This window comes from Nocardiopsis valliformis DSM 45023 (genome assembly GCF_000340985.1).
Lineage (GTDB): Bacteria > Actinomycetota > Actinomycetes > Streptosporangiales > Streptosporangiaceae > Nocardiopsis > Nocardiopsis exhalans.
The window spans coordinates 91713-108448 of sequence record NZ_ANAZ01000001.1 but is presented as its reverse complement, the minus strand read 5'-3'; the positions used below and the strand labels follow the sequence as shown (position 1 = coordinate 108448).

The following is a 16736-nucleotide window of genomic DNA, read 5'->3' as shown; positions in this document are numbered from 1 at the left end:
CCGGACTTCGACGAGGTCACACCGGAGCAGGACCCCCTCCGCCGACGCGGGGCAGGGGTGGGGCGCCCTCAGGTTCCTCTTCGCCACCGGCAGCTGTTCGGCTCTATCCGGCCGCGCCCGGCGCGTAGGCGCGGGCCTGGAGGCCGTAGAGCTCGGCGTAGGTTCCACCCCGGGCGAGCAGTTCGCGGTGGCCGCCCGATTCCGTGATCCGGCCCCGGTCCATCACCAGGATCAGGTCGGCTCCGGCCACCGTGGAGAAACGGTGCGAGACCACCACGGTCACCGCGCCGGTCCTGGCCCCGTACACCCGGGCCCGTTCCATGTACCGGCGGAAGATCGCCTCTTCGCTGTGCGCGTCCAACGAGGCCGTCGGCTCGTCCAGCACGAAGAACAGCGGGTCGCCGCGCATCGAACCACGGGCCAGGGCGGTCCGCTGCCACTGCCCCTCGGACAGGTCTGTGCCGCCCAGTTCGCGGCCCAGCTGACTGTCCATCCCCTCGGGCAGCCGCTCGACCAGATCCCCGGCGTCGGCGGCGTGTACAGCCCCGCGCAGGGCATCGGTGTCGTCGATCCTCGACAGGTCGCCGAGCCCCACGGTCACGCCGAAGCGCGTGTGGAAGCGGCCGAAGTCCTGGAACACCGCCGAACACCGTTCCCGCCAGGCCTTGACCGAGACCCCCGCCAGGTCGGCGCCGTCCAGCCGGATACTCCCCGAATCCGGTGCGTACAGCGACAGCAGCAGCTTCACCAGGGTGGTCTTGCCCGAGCCGTACTCGCCGACCACCGCGACCACCGCACCCGCGGGCAGCTCCGCGGTGACCCCGTCCAGTGCCCTGCGGTCGGTCCCCGGGTAGGTGAAGTCCACCCGGTCCAGGGAGATACCCCGCCTCAGCGCGGTGGGCGGCGGGCCGGCGGTGACGGCGCGTGCACGCTGGGCGCGCACGTAGGCGCGCAGCCACAGGTACGGTTCCACGACCCTGCGCGAACCGGCCGCCTCCACAGTGGCGGCCACGGTGCTCTGCATGGTCTGGCGCAGGCTGACCGCCATCATCACGGTCAGGGCCAGGTCGCCCACGCCGCCGGCCCCGGTGGCGGCCCGGTACACGACCAGCGCGATCGCCCCGGCGAAGGCGGCCACGAACACCGCCCACCCGGCGGCGTTCCACAGCGCGGCGCTGACCCGGGCCCGGAACCGGATCCGGACCGCCTCGTCCCAGGCCTGCTCCTGGAGTCCGATGAGCCGGTCGGCGGCTCCGGCGACCCGGACCTCCTTACCGCCCTCGGCCGAGGCCACCGTCTCGAACAGGTGCTGCTGCAACCGGTAGGACTCCGCTCCGGCCACCTCGGCGCGCTGCACGAACAGCTGCCCCCGGTGGTTGCACCAGACAGGTACCGCCGCCAGCGGGATGAGCACCAGCAGCAGCGGGTGCACACTGCCCAGCAGCACCACGGTGAGCAGCAGTTTCAGGAGATTGGACAGGCTCAGCAGGGCGTTCCAGGCGCTGCGGGCGATCAACCCGGTGGAACGGCGCACGATGCTGACCCGGTCCAGGAAGTCGCTCCGCTCCAGGTGTTCGAGGCCCTCGACGGAGTTGATGTCGCGGTGCACCAGCGGGTGCAGGCCGAGTCTGCCGGTACGGTCCGCGACGGTGCCCACGCAGTCGTTGGTGAGGTCCTGGATGACTAGGGTGAGCGCGTAGGCGAGGGCGACGCCGGCCGCGCCGATCAGCGCGGTCTCCGACGAACCCCGCGCGGTGGCGTCGAGGGTGGCGCGCATGGTCAGACCGACCGCGGCGACCGAGACCACGGACACCGCGATCACCCCGAGCGTGCCCGCCGTGTACCCCGGGGTGCTCCTCCACGACAGCCCCAGGACCTCCCACCACAGGGAAAGGTAGCGCCTCATACCCGGTCCTCCCTTTCCGCTGCGTCCGCTGATTCCGCCGTTTGCCCGCCCGGCCCGCTCCGGAAGCGCTGAGCCTGCACGGCGAACATCCGCGCGTAGACCCCGCCCCGTTCCATCAGTTCCTCGTGGGTGCCGCTCTCGGTGATCCGCCCGCCGTCCAGCAGGACGATCCGGTCGGCCCGGCGCACCGTCGAGAGCCGGTGCGAGATGAGCACGATCCCCGTGTCGCGGCGCCGCTCGGCCAGCCGGTCGAACAGCTCGAACTCGGTGCGCACGTCCAGGTGGGCGGTGGGTTCGTCGGCGACGATCAGGTTCGCGCCGCGCCGGACCGCGTACAGGGCCCGGGCGAGCATGAGCTGCTGCCACTGGCCGCCGGACAGGTCCACCCCGCCGGTGCGGGAGCGGGCCAACGGGGTGCCCCAGCCGTCGGGGAGGCGTTCGAGGACGGGCACGAACCCGGCCTCCACCGCGGCGGCGCGCAGTTCGGCCTCCTCAGCGGCCCCGGCGCCGCCACCCGTTCCGGCCGCCGCCCCGAGCAGGACGTTTTCCCGGGCTGTGAGTTCGTAGCGGTTGGAGTCCTGGAAGATCACCGACAGGCGGGCCCGCCACTCTTCGGGGTCCGTCTCCGCGAGGTCCACGCCGTCCGCGGTGATCCGGCCGCCGGTGGGCCGGTACAGCCCGCTCAGCAGCTTGATCAGGGTGGACTTGCCCGCCCCGTTCAGGCCGACCACTGCCAGCAGCTCGTCGGTGCGGATCTCCAGGTCCACCCCGTCCAGGACCTTCCGCTCCGTGCCGGGATAGGCGAAGCGCACCCCCTCGAAGCGGATCACCCGAACCCGCTCGGGGACGGCCGCCGGGTGTTCCGGCCGGGTTCCGTCGGCCGCCTCCGGTCCGGCGAGCAGCTGCCGGAGCCGGTCCGTGGAGCGGGCGACCTCGGCCGCGCCCGCCATGTGGTGCAGCTCCAGCGCGGAGCCCAGGGACTGGAACAGCGACCACCCGGCGGCGAGCACCGCGGTCTGTACGGCCACCGTGGCCGCCCCGCCGACCGCGTCCGCCGTGACCAGCAGGTACACCGGCAGCAGTCCGGCGACCATCAGGGCCGCGGACAGCCACTGAAAGCGGATGACGCGGGTCACGTGCGACCACAGCGGTTCGTTGGCCTCGCGGATGTGGCCCTGCATGCGCTCGACCATCCAGTCGGTGAGCCCGAAGACCCGCACGTCCTTGCCCTCGGCCGGGGACACCGTCGCGTTCCGCCACACGTCGGCGTGCATCTCGCCCTTGATCGCGAGCCGCCAGTGGTCGGCGGCGGTCGCGGACTGGCGGAACCGTACCGTGCGGTTCACGATCACCGGGATGAGGATCAGCGGAACCGCCCACCAGGCGTACTGGAGGAGGATCGCGCAGGTCACCACCGCGCCCAGCAGCCCGCACACCCACTTGAGCACGGCGACGGCACCGTCGCCCGGGGTGGTCTCCACCCCGTGGTCGGGGTCGGCGCGCACCTCACGCAGGAGTTTTCGGGCCTCGGGGGACTCCAGAGCGGCGATACCGGGCGCCGAGGCGGCCATCCGGGCCACCCGGGAACGGTGGGCGCCGTCCACCCGGGACTTGACCAGGTACTCCAGCGGAGCGGCCGCGGACTCGCCCAGGTGCCCGGCCAGCAGGACCAGGGCGAGCAGGAGGATCGGCACGAGGGCCGCGGTGAACAGCTCCGGGGAGACGGGCGGGGAGATCTCGGTGACCAGGGCGGCCAGGGCCAGCGCGGTCAGCGGCGGCACCAGTCGTTCGGCCAGCCGGACGGCGAACAGAGCCGTGACCAGTACCGGTCCCGCGTCCCGCAGGTCCCTGAGCGGTCGGGGGCGCTTGCGGACGAATCCCATGCGGCTCCTCAGCACGGACGCGGGACCCCGCGCCGGGAGGTTCGGTGGGGCCGGACGGGTGGGGGCGCACCCGCGTCAGGGTGTGATGCGGGCAATACGCCTGCGGTTCGCCAGGTGCTGTCGTGTGCCGCGCGGGAGCCGGGGGCCACCGGAAGGCTACGGCGCCTCCGGCCCACCGAGGTTCGTGCGCCAGGGGCCGCTGGCAACAAGCCAGTGCGGGACGAACCTGACGGGGAAGGGGAGCTCGGTCTCGAAGAGCTCTTCGCCCTGGGTCTGCCCGACCTCCTCGTAGGCTCCGTCCACCAGACGGAACTCGATGATGCCCGGCTTATCGGGGTGCGGGTTGATGATCCAGTAGGAGGGGATGCCGAAGGCGGCGTATTCGTACCGTTTGGTGTGGTTGTCGCGGAGCACGCTCTCCGGGGAGACGATCTCCACGGCGAGGAGTGGCGGGACGGTGTAATAGCCCTCCTCAGGGGGCTCCTGATCGAAGACGGCCAGGTCAGGAATCCGGTGTTTTCCTGGATCCCCGCCGAGGACGATACCGGGGCCCTCACCGATCTCCATGTCATCCGACGCGTGGTTACCGAGGTGAAAGCCCAGACGGTATGCCACCCGCGTGTGCAGTGGTTTGGGGGCGGGAGACACGTCAAGCCTCCCGTCGGCCAGTTCGTACCGACGCCCGTCGTCCGGGGTGTTCTCCAGGTCGTCCACGGTCAGACGTCGTTCGGGTACGTCCGGATGCCTGGTAGTCATGACAGACATACTGCCTCCTCGGGTCCATGGAGACCAGTATTCAGAGTCACTCTGGGTTACTGACGAGTTTCCACAGGCTCGAACACGCGGGCGCGTGGAGATGCGCCATCCGAAGAATGTCAGTGGCGCGTGCCACACTCTGGCCATGCTCGATCACCTCGGTATCCAGGTCGCCGACCACGAAGCCAGCGCTGCCTTCTACGACGCCGTCCTCACCGTGTTGGGGCACCGCCGCATGCTCCAGTACGGGCCGGTGATCGGCTACGGCACCGAGCATCCCCAGTTCTGGATCTCTCCCAGCGAGACGGAGGGCCCGGCCCGGGAGTCGCACATCGCGTTCGGGGCGAAGAGCCGGACGGAGGTGGACGCCTTCTTCCGAGCGGCGGTCGGCACGGGAGCAGAGGTCCTGCACGAGCCGAAGGTCTGGCCCGAGTACCACGAGCACTACTACGGGGCGTTCGTGCGCGACCCCGACGGCAACAACGTCGAGGCGGTCAGCCACCTCCCCGGCTGAGCGGGCCCGGCCGCCCGGGGCGCCGTGGGCTTGCGGCAGGGGCGTGTGCGCCGGATCCGGCGGCCGCGCCCAGTCCGGCGAGGCCACCGCCCACAACGGTGATGTCCATGCCCCTAGGACGGATCGGCCACTCGCAGACGTGACATCTTGTCCGGGTTGACCAACAGGTACACGTGCTGGACCCGGTCCTCGAACACGTCCAGCGCCAGCAGGATCAGCGGGGTCCCTGACGCGGAGACCACCGCGGCCGGACCGCCGTTCACCTCGGTGACCTCGGTGTTCAGGTCCGACGCGTCCTCCAGGCCCACGGACTCCATGAAACTCGTGATGTTGCGCTCCTGGGAGAGCGAGGCCAGGAACCGGCCCACCTTGTGTGAGGTGCGCAGAACCCGCAGCGGGGACCGCGCCCTGCCGCCGCTGTCGCTGACCAGGGTGGCGTCGTCGGCGAGCAGCCCCTTGAGCCCGTCCAGGTCGCCCTCCAGGCAGGCCTGGAGGAAGCGTTCGGTCATCCGGCGGCGTTTGGCCCGGTCGGCCTCGAACCTCGGACGGCGCTCCCGCACGTGGTCCCGGGCCCGCCGGGCCAGCTGCCGGGTCGCCTCCTCACTGCGGCCGATCACCTGGGCGATCTGCGCGTAGGGCAGCTGGAAGGCCTCGTGCAGGACGAACACGGCCCGCTCCAGGGGGCTGAGCGTCTCCAGCACCACCATGAGTGCGAACTCCACCGAATCGGCGAGCTCGGCCCGCTCGGCGCCGTCGGGCAGGTCGCTGACCGGCTCGGGCAGCCACTCGCCCACGTAGGACTCGCGCTGGGAACTGGCCTTGCGCAGCCGGTCGATGGCCAGCCGGGAGACCACGGTGACCAGGTAGGCGCGCGGGTTGTCGACCTCGCCCCCGGCGACCCGGTCCCAGCGCAGCCACGCCTCCTGGACCACGTCCTCGGCGTCGGCGGCCGTCCCCAGGATGCGGTAGGCGACCCCGTTCAGCAGGGAGCGGTGCTCCTCGAAGACCTCTGTCGTCGTCATGTCAGGGAAGACGTACCACACCGGTCCATCCGTGACACGTCCGTGCTTCTCCCCTTTTCCGCCTGCGGTGCGGGAAAGGACTTGTCTCGGCCCGGCGACGGTTCTAGGTTGGCGCGATCTGGATCGTCGGTGAGAGGGGTTGTGGTTGTACCGCGTACGTGAGTGGAACCGGGGCGACGTCGACCGGCTGCTGGAGGCCTTCCGCTGGGACGAACTGGCCTGGCAGGAGTCGGACGTGCCGCACACACCGAACGAGGCGCTGGACTGGATCGCGCGGCGGGAGATCCTGGCCAAGGAGAAGGACGTCCACGGGTTCGTGGTGGTCGACGGCACGGACCGGGCGCTGGGCCACGTCCAGGTCTCGATCTCCAGTCGCAGACACGACTTCGGCTGGCTGTCCTACTGGACGCACCCCGCCGAGCAGGGCCGGGGCGTGGCCTCGGCCGGGGCCCGGCTGGCCACGGAGTTCGCCTTCGCTGAGTTGGACCTGTACCGGGTGGAGACGGGGCACCGGATCAACAACCCGGGGTCGTGTGTGGCCGCGCGGCGGGCGGGTTTCCGGCCCGAGGGGATCGAGCGGGCCAAGCTCCGTTACGGGACCTCGCGCTATGACACGGCGGCCCACGCGCGGCTGGTGACAGACCCGGTGGAGGGCGTCGCGGAGGGCGTCTGCGGAACCTGACCCGTGTTCGGGGGCTCCGTTCCGGGCGTTCGCCCCCGGGAACACAGGAGAGCGGGGCGCGGTGCTGTGGCACCGCGCCCCGCGTCATCCGCGCTCTGGGAGTGTGGACTACCAGTTCTTGATGGAGATGCCCGTGGTCTCGGTGATGCTGGTGACGTTGCAGCCCTTGGAGCTGAAGCCCGCGAAGGAGATGACGTCGGCGCAGATCGGCACGGTGACGTTCTGGATGTGGGCGTTGTTGTCCGCGGCGGCGGTGCCGGTCATGGCGCCCAGGGCGAGGCCGGTGGCGAGGACGAGGCCGGAGACGGCGGTGATGCGCTTCATGGTGTGCTTCCTTTTCGGATCGCTGTGTTCGAGTGCTACGGGAAGGTCTGTTGAGGCGTGTCGCGAGGACCCGGGGGTGTGTCGCGACGGCTCGGGTACCTGTCGCGACGACTAGTCGTGGACGGCGATACCCGTGGCGGAGTCCCAGTCGACGACGTTGCAGCCGCTGGCGCTGACGCCGGAGGCCTTGAGGACGTCCACGCAGATCGGGATCGTGATGTTCTGAACCTTGGCGTTGTTGTCGGCCGCGGCGGTCCCGCTCAGGGCACCGAAGGCGAGGCCAGCGGCCAGGACGAATCCGGAAACCTTGGCGATACGGGTCATGGTGGTTACCTTTCGGAAGTGCAAAACAGGTTGGCTGCGGCCGCCGGAATTAACTTAGCGTAGCCAAGCCCGTGCTCGAAGTAGTTTCGAGGAAGAATCCAGAGTTTCCCTGGAGTTTCTTCAGCTTCAGGGGCGACATGACCGTTATTTCGCTGCTTTGTGGACGTCCGCGTTACACAACCGAAAGCGTGGCCAGAGAAGACTCCTGGCGAATGCATCGGAATCCTGCACTGTCCGACATCGCATGTCTTGGGAACACGAAAGCGGGCACAAGTCGGACATCGGGGACACAGAGAAGGGCCCGCACGGTCACACCGTGCGGGCCCTTCTGCTGGAAAAGCGGGTTCGGCTACCAGCCCTGCTGCTGTCCGTAACCCGGGTACTGCTGCCCATAGCCGGGCTGCTGGCCGTATCCCGGCTGCTGCTGCCCGTAGCCCGGGTACTGCTGCTGGTCGTAACCGGGGTAGCCCTGCTGCGGCTGCTGCCCGTAGCCGGGCTGCTGGCCGTAACCCGCGTACGGGTCCTGCTGCGGCTGGCCGCCCGTGGGGTGCTGCTGGTGGTGGGCCTGCTGCTGCCCGGTCTGGTCCTGCTGCGGGGCGTGCTGCTGCGCCTCGGCCTGCTCCGGCTCCTTCCTGGAGTCGGTGTCCGGGCGGAAGATGAACAGCCGCGCGGCCGCGGACTCGCCGGACTCGCTCGGGGTGATCAGCTCAAGGCGCCACCCGGCCTCCTCGATGCCCTCGAGGATGCGGGTCAGCCCCGGGCGCAGCTTGCTGGAGGCCTCGTCGTAGGCGTTGACCTCGAGCTGGATGATGAACATCCGGCGCTTCTGCTGCGCGGCGACCTTGGCGTGCTCGACGACCGTGCTGTCCCTCACGACCTGTGTGACGCTCATGAATAACCGTACCCATCTGCTTTGCGGAGCTGCTTCACCCGTCGGGGCCGTTCCCGGTCGTCCGCGTCCACCGTGACGGGATTCCGCCGGGCTCCGCCCACCATCATGCCTTCTATGAGGGCATCTGGCCACAGAGGGCCGGAACCGCCAGGGAAGACGGGAACCGCCGAGGACCTCCCGGGACTCCCCCGAGAGGACCGGGACCTCCGAGGACCGCAGCCCCGAGCCCCGCGGTACGGAACCGCCTATCCGGCGACGGTGCGGACGGCCTCGAGGACGGGTGTCCTACCGTTCACCAGGTTGAGAACCCTCTTGGCCGTACCTGGTTCGTCCAGAAGCGCGACGATCACCGCGGCCACGTCGTCACGGGTCACGTCATGGCGCTCCACGGCCTCGCCCAGGTCCACCTGGCCGGTTCCGGCCTCGTCGGTCAGCCGCCCGGGACGCAGGATGGTCCAGTCCAGGTCGAGGTCGTGTTCCTTGAGGTCGTCGTCGGCGGCCTTCTTCGCCGCCACGTAGGCGGCCCAGACCTCGTCGGTGCCCTCCGGCACCGGCTGGTCCACGTTGATCGCGGAGATCTGCACCAGGCGGCGCACCCCGGCCAGGGCGGCGGCGTTGGCGGTCAGGGACGCGGCCTTGTGGTCCACGGTGGACTTGCGGGCGGTGCCGCTGCCCGGCCCGGCCCCGGCGGCGAACACCACGGCGTCCGCGCCCATGATCTTCTCGGTCAGCTCGGTGACCGAGGCCTGCTCCAGGTCGATGACGACCGGCTCGGCCCCGGCGTCGACGACGTCCTGGGTGTGGTCGGGGTTGCGGATGAGGGCGACGGGCCGGTCACCGCGGGCGGCCAGAAGCCTGGCCAGCCGCAGCGCGATCTTCCCGTGTCCTCCGGCGATGACGATACGCATGGGGGAAGCGTATTGCCTGGGGGCCCGGCTCTCGTGTGCACAGAGCCGGGCGGCGCCGGTGAACTTCCCGACGCCGCCCGGGGGAATACCTGAGGGGATACCCGACGCCGTCCGAGGGGACTACGCGAGGGGCCCGTGTCCGGTCAGTCGACCGTCCAGGTGTCCCCGCTGGCCAGCAGCGCCGCCAGCTCACCGTCGCCGCGCTCGGCCCGCGCGTCCTCCACCTGCTCGTTCAGCAGGTCGTCGTAGGTGGGCCGCCGCACGTTCCGGAACACGCCGATCGGTACGTGCTCGAACGCAGGCTGATCCAGCCTGGACAGCGCGAACGCGTACCCCGGGTCCTGGCGGTGCGCGTCGTGCCGGATCAGCCGGTCCTCGCCGACCGAGTCCACGTCCACGACCTCCAGACCGCCGAACTCGCCCGAGACCACACCCCGGTCCGGGCCCAGCCGCAGCGGCTCGCCCTGCTCCATCCGCAGCAGCCGCAGGTCCCGCGCGGCCGGGTCTTTCAACGGCTCGAAGGCGTCGTCGTTGAAGATCGGGCAGTTCTGGTAGATCTCCACGAATGAAGCGCCGGGGTGGTCCGCCGCGGCCCGCAGCACCGAGGTCAGGTGCTTGCGGTCCGAGTCCACGGTCCGCGCCACGAAACCCGCCTCCGCGCCCAACGCCAGCGACACCGGGTTGAACGGGTGGTCCAGCGAACCCACCGGCGAGGACTTGGTGATCTTCCCGGCCTCGGAGGTGGGGGAGTACTGGCCCTTGGTCAGCCCGTAGATGCGGTTGTTGAACAGCAGCACGTTGATGTTGACGTTGCGGCGCAGCGCGTGGATCAGGTGGTTGCCGCCGATGGACAGCCCGTCGCCGTCCCCGGTGATGACCCACACCGAGAGGTCGGGACGGCTGGTCGCCAGCCCGGTCGCGATCGCCGGGGCGCGCCCGTGGATCGAGTGCACGCCGTAGGTGCTCAGGTAGTACGGGAACCGCGAGGAACAGCCGATCCCGGACACCATCACGATGTTCTCGCGCGGCACGCCCAGCTGCGGCAGGAAGGACTGGAAGGCGGCCAGGATCGCGTAGTCACCGCACCCGGGGCACCAGCGCACCTCCTGGTCGGACTTGAAGTCCTTCATCTTGTACTCGGTGTCGGTCTTGGGCACCAGCCGCAGCCCGGCCAGTCCCTCGCCGCGCGCGGTGCCGTTCGGTCCCGCGGTCCCGTTCTGGTGCGAGGCCCCGTCGAGGTTCTCAGTCACGGTCGATGACCTCCTGCAGCACGTCCGCGAGCTCTTCGGCCTTGAAGGGCAGTCCGCGGACCTTGTTGTAACCGATGACGTCCACCAGGAAGCGGCCGCGCAGCAGGAGCGACAGCTGGCCCAGGTTGATCTCCGGGACCACGACCCGGTCGTAGCTTCGTAGTACCTCGCCGAGGTTGGCGGGGAAGGGGTTGAGGTGGCGCAGGTGCGCCTGGGCCACGCGGCCGCCCGCGCGCCGCACCCGGCGCACCCCGGCGGTGATGGACCCGTAGGTTCCGCCCCAGCCCAGCACGAGCACCTTCGCGTCCCCGGTGGGGTCGGACACCTCCAGCTCGGGGATGTCCCGGGCGATGGCGTCCACCTTGGCCTGGCGGGTGCGGACCATCAGGTCGTGGTTGTCAGGCGTGTACGAGATGTCGCCGCTCTCGGCGTGCTTCTCGATCCCGCCGATGCGGTGTTCCAGCCCTGCTGTGCCCGGCACCGCCCAGGGGCGGGCCAGCGTCTCCTCGTCGCGCAGGTAGGGGAGGAACTCGCCGTCGGGTCCGTTGGGCTCGGTGGCGAACGCAGGCTCGATCTTCGGCAGCTCCGACACCTGCGGCAGCCGCCAGGGCTCCGAACCGTTGGCGAGGTACCCGTCGGAGAGCATGATCACCGGGGTCCGGTACTTGACCGCCAGCCGGGTCGCCTCCACCGCCGCGTCGAAGCAGTCCGCGGGGGAGGACGGCGCCACCACCGGCAGCGGGGACTCGCCATTGCGCCCGTAGAGGGCCATCAGCAGGTCCGTCTGCTCGGTCTTGGTGGGCATGCCGGTACTGGGCCCGGCCCGCTGGACGTCGATGATGACCAGTGGGAGCTCGGTCATCACCGCCAGGCCCACGGCCTCCTGCTTGAGCACCATGCCCGGGCCCGAGGTGGTGGTCACCCCGAGCGAACCGCCGAACGAGGCGCCCAGGGCCGCGCCGACCCCCGCGATCTCGTCCTCGGCCTGGAAGGTGCGCACGCCGAACCTCTTGTGCCGGGAGAGCTCGTGCAGGATGTCCGAGGCCGGGGTGATCGGGTACGACCCCAGGAACAGGGGCAGTCCCGACTGCTGGGACCCGGCGATCAGCCCGTAGGCGGTGGCCAGGTTCCCGGTGATGTTGCGGTAGGTGCCGGCCGGGAGCTTCGCGGGTTTGATCTCGTAGGAGACCGCGAAGTCCTCCGTGGTCTCACCGAAGTTCCACCCGGCCTGGAAGGCCGTGAGGTTGGCGGCGAGGATGTCCGGCTTGCTCGCGAACTTGGACTTCAGGAACGACGTCGTCCCCTCCGTCGGCCGGTTGTACATCCAGGAAAGCAGCCCCAGGGCGAACATGTTCTTCGCGCGCTGGGCGTCCTTCTTGGAGATGTCGGAGTCGGCCAGGGCCGCCACCGTCATCGAGGTGAGGCCCACCGCGCTGACGTGGAACGCGTCCAGGGTGCCGTCGGTGAGCGGGTCGACCGTGTAGCCGACCTTGGCCAGGCTGCGCTTGGTGAACTCGTCGGTGTTGACGATAATCGTGGCGCCCCGCGGCAGGTCGCCGAGGTTGGCCCTGAGCGCGGCGGGGTTCATCGCGACCAGCACGTCCGGGGCGTCCCCCGGCGTCATGATGTCGTGGTCGGCGAAGTGCAACTGGAAGCTGGAGACCCCGGGAAGGGTGCCCGCGGGGGCGCGGATCTCGGCGGGGAAGTTCGGCAGGGTCGACAGGTCGTTGCCGAACGACGCGGTCTCCTGGGTGAAACGGTCACCGGTCAACTGCATCCCGTCGCCGGAGTCCCCGGCGAACCGGATGATGACCCGGTCGAGCTGTTCGATCTGTTTGGCCACTGAGATCGACGACCTCCTCGGTGAGCCGCCGGTCGTGACGGGCGGCGGCGCTCGGGTGTCTGCCCCCGACCGGGCACCGTCACGGGCCGGGTGTCTGGATCAAGGGCAATACGGACAACACGGCCCTCTACTCGCCCTGGGTGCGCCAACCCAGCGCGGCGTTCGACGGTACGAAACCGCGACCGGGTCGCCTCGGCTGCCAACCTCCGACGACTCGGCCCTCCGCTCACCTGGATGAGGGGTTCTCCCGCATCTTCGGTGCCCGGAGTGACAAGGGCCACGTTCGCACTATAGGTCGTCGGCCGCACTCGGGGGCGGTCCGGGTGGCCTTTGTCACAGGCTCCCGGATCCTGGCAGGAAGGGGGATGTGACCGACAGCTGGTCACATGGGGAACGCAAGACGCCGACCCGCACGTTTGTCACCATGTACGCATCAAATGCCGGGCAGCGGCGAACAGCGGAAGGGAGAGCGCGTGCACGTCAACGCGATCCGCGCGGTCGGACTGTTCGTCGGGGCCGCGGTGCTCGCCGTGGTGGTCGGCTGGCTGTGCGGCGCGGAGAAGGGCGCACAGCTCTCCACCGCGCTGGTGGTCTGCGCGGGGATCCTGGTCTACCTGTTCGGGAACTCCCTGGCTCTGCGCGCGATGCGGGCCCGGCCGGTCAGCGAGATCGAACGCCCCGAGCTCTACCGGATCGTGCGGGAACTGGCCACGGCCGCCCGGCAGCCGATGCCCAAGCTCTACTTGTCGCCGGTGCGCTCGCCCAACGCCTTCGCCACCGGCAGCACCCCGCGCCGGGCCGCCCTGTGCTGCACCACCGGTCTGCTGCGCACCCTCGACGAACGCGAACTACGCGGGGTCCTGGCGCACGAACTCGCGCACATCCGCTCCAACGACACCCTGATCAGCGCGGTGGCGGCGACGCTGACCACGCTCATCACGGCGCTCACCGCGATCTCCTTCCTGATCCCGCTGGGGGACTCGGAGGAGACGGACCTGCCCAACCTGCTGGGCGGTCTGATGGTGGCCTTACTCGCCCCGCTGGCGGCGGTGGTCATCTACTTCGGGGTGGGCCGGGCCAGGGAGTTCCGGGCCGACGAGAAGGCGGCCGAGCTCACCGGGGACCCGATCGGCCTGGCCGACGCGCTGCGCAAGCTGGAGACCGGCAACCGGGCCTACCCGCTGCCCAGGGAACGCATCCTGCTGGCCACCTCGCACCTGATGACCACCAACCCGTTCCCGGACACCATCGGGCGCCTCTTCTCCGCGCACCCGCCGGTCCAGGAGAGGATCCGCCGTCTGCACGCGCTGCGCCGCAAGTGGGACCTGGGCTGAAGCACGACGGCCGCCCGACCCTGGCGGGGCGGGCGGCCGTTCGGCGTTCCGGGTGGCTACCGGTAGTTCACGAACTGCAGCGCCAGGTCGAAGTCCTTCTCCTTGATGAGGTTCATGACGCTCTGGAGATCGTCCTTCTTCTTGGAGCTGACCCGCAGCTCCTCGCCCTGGATCTGCGCCTTGACGCCCTTGGGGCCCTCGTCGCGGATGAGCTTGGAGATCTTCTTGGCGTCCTCGGAGGAGATGCCCTCTTTGAGGCTGATCGGCAGACGGTACTCCTTGCCGGAGATCTTCGCCTCCTCCGCCGCGTCGAGGATCTTCAGGGAGAGCTTGCGCTTGACCAGCTTCTCCTTGAAGACGTCCAGAGCGGCGGCGGCGCGCTCCTCGGAGCCGCTCTTGATCTCGATGCCGTCCTCGCCCTGCCAGGCGATGGTGGTCCCGGTGCCCTTGAAGTCGAACCGCTGGGACAGTTCCTTGCCCGTCTGGTTCAGCGCGTTGTCGACCTCCTGCCGGTCGAGCTTGGACACCACGTCGAAACTGGATTCGGCGGCCACGTACTCTCACACCCCGCTACGTCTGATGGTTCACGGGCCCCAGGGGCACCCGTGCACGTCTCCTTCGGCCCGGTCCGGGCCGGATCCCGAGCTTAGCCGCGGCGAGCCGGCCCCCGCCGGACGAGCCCACCCGGGACGCGCCCGCGAAACCGATTTCAGGTTCAGGGCCATCATCCGCTATTGTCGTTCATGCGCAGCGACGCACAGCGTCGCAGCAGCCCAGGCAGGTTGCCCGAGCGGCCAATGGGAGCGGACTGTAAATCCGTCGGCTTAGCCTTCGAAGGTTCGAATCCTTCACCTGCCACAGGGGAACGAAGCCCCCGGTACCAACGGTGCCGGGGGCTTCGTCGTGTCCGGGGCCGCCCCGAGGGTGGAGTCACCCTGGGTAGCAGGTGTCACTGAGGGTCAAGTGATTCGGGCGGTTGCGAGGGGGTCACGCTCCGAGCACGGTGTGATCACTCTGGGTGATCTTTCAGGGGCGGGTTGCGCTCCGGGCATGCGGAAAAATCATTGCATTGTCCCATTTGTTTTGTTGGGCGAAAGGAATTCGTCCGGCAATCTGGACAAATTGCCTCCCGGGTTTCGGCGTTGACAAAAACTGAGGGCCGGATGATGATTGCACCAGTCCACCGCGACACAGGTGCAAAAGCGCCTGCGTCTTTTTCTGTCAATGCCTCGCTGATTTCCCGGGGGAAACATGATCAAGAAGCTGACCGCTGCTGGCCTGGTCGCCGGTGCCGCGATGGGCGCGCTCCTCATGGGAGCTCCCGCTCACGCCTCGCACGGCGGTGACCAGCAGTTCAACCAGAACCTCCAGCTCGTCCCGGTGCAGTCCTGCAACCTGACGGGCAGCGTCGGCCTGGTTGCCGTCACCGTGCCGATCCTGTCGCCGCAGACCACGGGCGACTGCGTGAACGGCCCTGTCGGCACCAACATCAGCTAGTTCCGGCAATCAGTTCAACCGAGACGATATCTCAAACTTTTTCGAAGGGTAATTCAATGCTGCGTAAGCTCGGTGTTGCCGGCCTCGTCGCTGGTGCTGCTTTCTCTGCCATTCTGGCCGCCACCCCGGCCTCCGCCTCGCACGGCGGCGACCAGCAGTACAACCAGAACCTCCAGGCCATCCCGGTCCAGCTGTGCAACACCAGCGCGGCCGTCGGCCTGGTCGCTGTGAACGTGCCGGTCCTGTCGCCGCAGACCACGGGCGACTGCGTGAACGGCCCCGTCAGCACCAACATCCAGTAGGAGAGTCCCAGAATGCGTAAGTTCACCGCTGCCACCGCCATCGCCGGTGTCGCCCTGGGCGCCATTCTGGCGGCCGCTCCCGCGTCCGCCTCCCACGGTGGCGACCAGCAGTTCAATCAGAACCTCCAGCTGGTTCCGATTCAGCTGTGCAACACCGAGCTGGCCGTCGGCCTGCTCGCCGGTGTCAACGTGCCGATCCTGTCGCCGCAGACCACGGGCGACTGCGTCAACGGCCCGGTCAGCACCAACATCCAGTAGGAGGGCCGCAGATGCTGCGCAAGTTCACCGCCGCCACGGCGATCGCCGGTGTCGCGCTCGGCGCGATGCTCGCGGCCGCTCCGGCCTCCGCGTCGCACGGTGGCGACCAGCAGTTCAATCAGAACCTTCAGCTGGTTCCGATTCAGCTGTGCAACACCGAGCTGGCCGTCGGCCTGGTCGGCGCCAACGTGCCGATCCTGTCGCCGCAGACCACCGGTGACTGCATCAACGGTCCGGCTGGCACGAACATCAGCCACGACAAGGGCGAGAAGCCCGGCTACCACTAACCACAGCGTGGTTGGTTGACGGAGTCCCAGGACTCCGGTGACGGAACAGAGCGGGTACGAGGCCCCTCGGCGTGTGCCGAGGGGCCTTGCCGCTGTCCGCGGCCATGATGGTCGCAATCTGAGGAGGCGACATGCAGCGCACACTCTTGACCCACACCCTCCTGGTCGGGGCGGCCCTGACGCTGGCGGTCTCGGCCTGCGGCCAGGCAGAGGAGCCCGACGAGGACGGCAGCGAGTACGGCGGAGGCGCCCAGGGGACGGGCGCCCCGGACGTGGAGCACACCCCGGGGGAGGACGGCAGCGAGTACGGCGGGGGCAACGCCGGTGACGTCCACGTCCTCAACCTGTACGGCGACGAGGAAGGCTTCGACGACCAGCGCCCGACGGACTACGTCGCCACCCAGTTCACCACCTTCTCCGACATGGAGTGGGACGAGTGGGACGAGAACCGTGCCCGGGGCGAGGGCGAGGTCCTGGGCACCTGGTGCATGGACGTGGGCTGCCAGGACGATCCCTATGACGTGGAGATCGAACTCGGGGACCCGGTGGAGGTGGACGGCACCTGGTACTTCTCCACGTACACGGTCACCGAGTACGACGACGACATGGCCGAGGAGCAGCGGGAGGCCCTGGAACAGGCCGACGACGGTCAGCTCAACGTGCCCGTGTCCGCGGAGTAGCCGGCGGGGGCCGGGTCGGACCGGTCGGCCCGGGGACGAACGTGAGCTTCGCCTCCGCCCGGTCTTCTCGGAAT

Annotated in this window: 19 protein-coding genes and 1 tRNA gene; 9 read left to right on the top strand and 11 right to left on the bottom strand. The window is 69.4% G+C overall.

The window, feature by feature from the left end; genetic code table 11:
* Nucleotides 1-103: 103 nt before the first annotated feature.
* From D457_RS0100550 to D457_RS0100540, 3 genes are all read right to left on the bottom strand, one after another.
* Nucleotides 104-1906, bottom strand: coding sequence for an ATP-binding cassette domain-containing protein (locus tag D457_RS0100550; RefSeq protein WP_017578686.1), 1803 nt, complete (start codon nt 1904-1906; stop codon nt 104-106).
* Entirely contained in the window at nt 1903-3789 is a 1887-nt protein-coding gene (locus D457_RS0100545) for an ABC transporter ATP-binding protein (protein WP_017578685.1), read from the bottom strand. The genes D457_RS0100550 and D457_RS0100545 overlap by 4 nt, the downstream gene beginning before the upstream one ends.
* A gap of 156 nt (nt 3790-3945) precedes the next feature.
* Nucleotides 3946-4545, bottom strand: a complete 600-nt coding sequence (locus tag D457_RS0100540) for a Uma2 family endonuclease (protein ID WP_017578684.1) — start codon at nt 4543-4545, stop codon at nt 3946-3948.
* 145 nt (nt 4546-4690) lie between these two features.
* Here D457_RS0100540 and D457_RS0100535 point away from each other — a divergent pair, with 145 nt between their 5' ends.
* The gene (locus D457_RS0100535) at nt 4691-5059 is read left to right on the top strand and encodes a VOC family protein (protein ID WP_017578683.1); all 369 of its coding nucleotides are present in this window, start codon (nt 4691-4693) and stop codon (nt 5057-5059) included.
* Between the two features lie 113 nt (nt 5060-5172).
* On the opposite strand, the gene sigJ is transcribed toward D457_RS0100535, so the two are convergent.
* Complete coding sequence (sigJ, locus tag D457_RS0100530) at nt 5173-6081, bottom strand: RNA polymerase sigma factor SigJ (protein ID WP_039830850.1); 909 nt, start codon at nt 6079-6081, stop codon at nt 5173-5175.
* A gap of 145 nt (nt 6082-6226) precedes the next feature.
* On the opposite strand from sigJ, the gene D457_RS0100525 reads away from it, so the two are divergent.
* A complete protein-coding gene (locus D457_RS0100525; RefSeq protein ID WP_017578681.1) occupies nt 6227-6763 on the top strand; it encodes a GNAT family N-acetyltransferase in 537 nt (178 codons plus the stop codon).
* A gap of 108 nt (nt 6764-6871) precedes the next feature.
* Here D457_RS0100525 and D457_RS0100520 read toward each other — a convergent pair whose 3' ends face one another.
* From D457_RS0100520 to D457_RS0100495, 6 genes are all read right to left on the bottom strand, one after another.
* Nucleotides 6872-7087, bottom strand: coding sequence for a hypothetical protein (locus D457_RS0100520; RefSeq protein ID WP_017578680.1), 216 nt, complete (start codon nt 7085-7087; stop codon nt 6872-6874).
* A gap of 111 nt (nt 7088-7198) precedes the next feature.
* The gene (locus D457_RS0100515; RefSeq protein WP_017578679.1) at nt 7199-7411 is read right to left on the bottom strand and encodes a hypothetical protein; all 213 of its coding nucleotides are present in this window, start codon (nt 7409-7411) and stop codon (nt 7199-7201) included.
* Between the two features lie 349 nt (nt 7412-7760).
* The gene (locus D457_RS0100510) at nt 7761-8303 is read right to left on the bottom strand and encodes a hypothetical protein (RefSeq protein WP_026116182.1); all 543 of its coding nucleotides are present in this window, start codon (nt 8301-8303) and stop codon (nt 7761-7763) included.
* Nucleotides 8304-8548: 245 nt separating this feature from the next.
* A complete protein-coding gene (locus D457_RS0100505) occupies nt 8549-9211 on the bottom strand; it encodes an NAD(P)H-binding protein (protein ID WP_017578678.1) in 663 nt (220 codons plus the stop codon).
* Nucleotides 9212-9354: 143 nt separating this feature from the next.
* The gene (locus D457_RS0100500) at nt 9355-10461 is read right to left on the bottom strand and encodes a 2-oxoacid:ferredoxin oxidoreductase subunit beta (protein WP_017578677.1); all 1107 of its coding nucleotides are present in this window, start codon (nt 10459-10461) and stop codon (nt 9355-9357) included.
* Nucleotides 10454-12304, bottom strand: coding sequence for a 2-oxoacid:acceptor oxidoreductase subunit alpha (locus tag D457_RS0100495; protein WP_017578676.1), 1851 nt, complete (start codon nt 12302-12304; stop codon nt 10454-10456). The genes D457_RS0100500 and D457_RS0100495 overlap by 8 nt, the downstream gene beginning before the upstream one ends.
* Before the next feature lie 473 nt (nt 12305-12777).
* On the opposite strand from D457_RS0100495, the gene D457_RS0100490 reads away from it, so the two are divergent.
* Nucleotides 12778-13638, top strand: a complete 861-nt coding sequence (locus D457_RS0100490) for a M48 family metalloprotease (RefSeq protein ID WP_017578675.1) — start codon at nt 12778-12780, stop codon at nt 13636-13638.
* Between the two features lie 56 nt (nt 13639-13694).
* On the opposite strand, the gene D457_RS0100485 is transcribed toward D457_RS0100490, so the two are convergent.
* Complete coding sequence (locus D457_RS0100485) at nt 13695-14192, bottom strand: YajQ family cyclic di-GMP-binding protein (RefSeq protein ID WP_017578674.1); 498 nt, start codon at nt 14190-14192, stop codon at nt 13695-13697.
* A gap of 222 nt (nt 14193-14414) precedes the next feature.
* Between D457_RS0100485 and D457_RS0100480 the strand changes: the two genes are divergently transcribed.
* From D457_RS0100480 to D457_RS0100455, 6 genes are all read left to right on the top strand, one after another.
* Nucleotides 14415-14496, top strand: a tRNA-Tyr gene (locus D457_RS0100480).
* A 393-nt stretch (nt 14497-14889) separates the two neighbouring features.
* Complete coding sequence (locus tag D457_RS0100475) at nt 14890-15135, top strand: hypothetical protein (RefSeq protein ID WP_017578673.1); 246 nt, start codon at nt 14890-14892, stop codon at nt 15133-15135.
* 56 nt (nt 15136-15191) lie between these two features.
* Nucleotides 15192-15437, top strand: a complete 246-nt coding sequence (locus D457_RS0100470; protein ID WP_017578672.1) for a hypothetical protein — start codon at nt 15192-15194, stop codon at nt 15435-15437.
* Between the two features lie 12 nt (nt 15438-15449).
* Nucleotides 15450-15695, top strand: a complete 246-nt coding sequence (locus D457_RS0100465) for a hypothetical protein (protein WP_017578671.1) — start codon at nt 15450-15452, stop codon at nt 15693-15695.
* Between the two features lie 11 nt (nt 15696-15706).
* On the top strand, nt 15707-15982 hold the full coding sequence (locus D457_RS0100460; RefSeq protein ID WP_017578670.1) for a hypothetical protein: 276 nt from the start codon (nt 15707-15709) through the stop codon (nt 15980-15982).
* 131 nt (nt 15983-16113) lie between these two features.
* Nucleotides 16114-16662, top strand: a complete 549-nt coding sequence (locus D457_RS0100455) for a hypothetical protein (RefSeq protein ID WP_017578669.1) — start codon at nt 16114-16116, stop codon at nt 16660-16662.
* Nucleotides 16663-16736 lie beyond the last annotated feature (74 nt).